Annotated in this window: 3 protein-coding genes; 1 reads left to right on the top strand and 2 read right to left on the bottom strand. The window is 61.1% G+C overall.

Annotated features, from left to right (window positions below):
• Positions 1–59 precede the first annotated feature (59 nt).
• Both speB and ACW9JC_RS29645 read right to left on the bottom strand, forming a co-directional pair.
• Positions 60–1,019 (bottom strand): agmatinase, encoded by a 960-nt coding sequence (gene speB / locus ACW9JC_RS29650; protein ID WP_457459484.1) that lies wholly within the window; start codon positions 1,017–1,019, stop codon positions 60–62.
• Between the two features lie 13 nt (positions 1,020–1,032).
• Positions 1,033–2,124: a polyamine ABC transporter substrate-binding protein gene (locus ACW9JC_RS29645; protein WP_457459482.1), complete on the bottom strand. Its 1,092-nt coding sequence runs from the start codon at positions 2,122–2,124 to the stop codon at positions 1,033–1,035.
• A gap of 101 nt (positions 2,125–2,225) precedes the next feature.
• Here ACW9JC_RS29645 and ACW9JC_RS29640 point away from each other — a divergent pair, with 101 nt between their 5' ends.
• The gene (locus tag ACW9JC_RS29640; protein ID WP_457459480.1) at positions 2,226–3,119 is read left to right on the top strand and encodes a LysR family transcriptional regulator; all 894 of its coding nucleotides are present in this window, start codon (positions 2,226–2,228) and stop codon (positions 3,117–3,119) included.
• Positions 3,120–3,153 lie beyond the last annotated feature (34 nt).

Genomic DNA, 3,153 nt, shown 5'->3' with positions numbered 1-3,153 from the left:
AATCCTGTGGGAGCGGGCTTGCCCGCGATGGCGTCAGTGGTTTCACAACAAATTCAGTGTTACCGATCGACCTTATGCTTGGCCGCATACAGGCACAACATCTCCATCGCCAGCGTCGCCGCCGCCAGTGAAGTGATATCCGCACTGTCATACGCCGGGGCCACTTCCACCACATCCATCCCCACCAGATTGATCCCGCGCAAACCGCCGAGGATTTCCAGTGCCTGCACCGTGCTCAAGCCGCCACACACCGGGGTTCCGGTGCCCGGTGCGAAGGCCGGGTCGAGGCAGTCGATATCGAACGTCAGGTACACCGGGTGATCCCCTACCCGCGCCCGAATCGCCTCGACAATCGCATCCACCCCGCGCCGATGCACCTGCCGCGCGTCCAGCACCGCAAAGCCTTGATGATCATCGTTGGTAGTACGCAAACCGATCTGCACCGAACGCGACGAATCGACCAGCCCTTCCTTGGCCGCGTGCCAGAACATGGTGCCGTGGTCGATGCGCTTGCCCTCTTCGTCCGGCCAGGTGTCGCTGTGGGCGTCGAAGTGGATCAGCGACAGCGGACCGTGTTTACGGGCGTGAGCCTTGAGCAACGGATAGGTAATGAAGTGATCGCCGCCGAAGGTCAACATCGCGCTGCCGGCACCGAGGATGTGCTCGGCGTGAGCCTCTATGGATTCCGGGGTCGACTGCGGTGAACCGTAATCAAAGTCGCAATCGCCGAAGTCGACCACCGCCAGATGATCGAACGGATCAAAGGTCCACGGCCAGTGACGCTCCCATGCAATCCCGGTGGACGCCGCGCGAATCCCGCGTGGCCCGAAACGTGCGCCGGGGCGGTTGCTGGTGGCGGTGTCGAACGGCACGCCGCTGACCGCTACGTCGACGCCACGCAAATCGCGGCTGTAGCGACGACGCATGAAACTGGTGATACCGGCGTAGGTACTTTCGGCAGCGGTTCCGTAAAGGCTGTCACGGGTGATGGCTTGGTCGTTCTGCGCTGGGACGTCCATTGAAGGCTCCTTATTATTGGCGGCTACGGAAAGTGGTCCACACGCGGGTGCGCTGGCGCATGTCCTTGAGGCTCATGCTGCGGTCGGCGTAGAGCCGGCCACGTACGTCGGCGGGCGGGTAGATGTCCGGGTCGGTGCGCACCGCTTCATCCACCAGCGGCGTCGCGGCCTGGTTGGCGGTGGCGAAGAACAACGTATTGGTCAGCGCGGCGACGGATTCGGGGCGCAACATGAATTCGATGAACTCGCGCGCGGCTTCCGGGTGCGGCGCATCCTTGGGGATCGCCAGGTTGTCCTGCCAGACGAGCGTGCCTTCCTTGGGAATCCGGTAGGCAATTTCGTAGGGTTTGTTGGCCTTGCGCGCCTGATCGGCGGCCATGCTCGCGTCACCGTTGTAAGCCAGGGCCAGGCAGACGCTGCCGTTGGCCAGGTCGTTGATCTGTCGACCGCTGGCGACGTACAGCACCGAAGGCTGCAATTGATGCAATAACGCTTGCGCGGCTTCGAGATCATCCTTATTGGTGCTGTAGGGATCCTTGCCCAGATAGTGCAAGGCCAGGCCGATCACCTCTTGCGGTGAGTCGATGATCGCAATGCCGCAGTCCTTGAGCTTGCTGGCGTATTCCGGCTTGAACAGCAGGTCCAGACTGTTGAGCGGCACGTTCGGCAGGCGTTTTTGCACTGCCTCGACATTCATCCCCAACCCCAGGGTGCCCCAGGTGTAGGGCACGCCATATTGATTGCCGGGGTCGACGGCAGCGAGTTTTTCTAGCAGGTCCGGATCAAGGTTGGCGTAGCCCTTGAGACCTTCGTGCGCAATGACTTTCAACGCGCCCGCCGCCAGGCCACGGGCCAGAACGCTGGACGATGGCACCACCACGTCATAGCCGCTGCCACCGGTCAGCAGTTTGGTTTCCAGCACTTCCGGCGCATCGAAGGTGTCGTAGCGCACGTGAATGCCGGTTTCCTGCTCGAACCGTTGCAGGGTTTCCGGGGCGACGTAATCGGCCCAACTGTAGAGGTTGACGACTTTCTCCTCAGCCTGTGCCGCAGCAGCCATGGCAAGGAACAACGCGGGTAGACACAACTTGAACACGGGAGCCATGACGATCACCTGACCGGAGGAAGTGGTTGCAGGATGCATCGTCGGATACATTGGTGAAATATCACGTTTATTAACCTGACATTACTCAGGAGTAATGTTTGATGCTCGGTCAACTCCACGATGTGGACCTGCAACTCTTGCGCCTGTTTGTCAGTGTGGTGGAGTGCGGTGGCTTCAGTGCCGCGCAAGGTGAACTGGGCCTGAGCCAGTCGAGCATCAGCCAGCAAATGGCCAAACTGGAAACCCGCCTCGGCTATCGGCTGTGCAGTCGCGGCAAAGGTGGCTTCAACGTCACGCCCAAGGGCGAGCAACTGCTCAACGCCACTCGCAGCCTGTTCGAGTCCATCGAAGCGTTCCGTCATCAATCCAACGGCGTGGCCGGGCGCTTGATCGGCGAAGTGCGTCTGGGTTTGTCCGAAGCGCTGGACCAATCGGTGTTGCAACGGGTGGCCGAGGCGATCCGGCGTTTTCGCCAGCGCGATGAATCGGTGCGCATCGAATTGATGAGCGCCATGCCCGGCGAGATGGAGCGCTTGCTCCTGCAACAGCGGCTCGATCTGGCAATCGGTTATTTCTCGCAGATCCAGAACGCCTTTGACTACCGCGAACTGTTCACTGAAACCCAGCACCTGTATTGCGCCGAAGGCCATCCGTTGTTCACCGATGACGCGCCGGATGACCAGGCGCTACAAGCCTGCGACCGGGTCGATCACCCTTACCGCTTCCTGCGCAGCGATGAGCCTTTCCAGGGCAAGCTGTGTTCGGCGCGGGCGGAACAGGTCGAAGGCACCCTCGCCTTCATACTGTCCGGCAAGCACATCGGCTACCTGCCCAGTCACTTTGCCCGCAGTTGGGAAGACAAGGGTTTGCTGCGGGCGGTGCGCCGTGAGGGCATGAGTTTCGAGGTGGCGTTTCATTTGGCCAGGCATCGGGCGTTGGTGCCGGGGGATGCGCAGAAGGCGTTTGAAGAGGATCTGCTCGCCGCCTTTACCTGAAGATCAAAAGATCGCAGCCTTCGGCAGCTCCTAC

This window comes from Pseudomonas sp. SDO5591_S426, from assembly GCF_054070755.1.
This window is presented reverse-complemented; position numbering and strand designations above follow the sequence as displayed.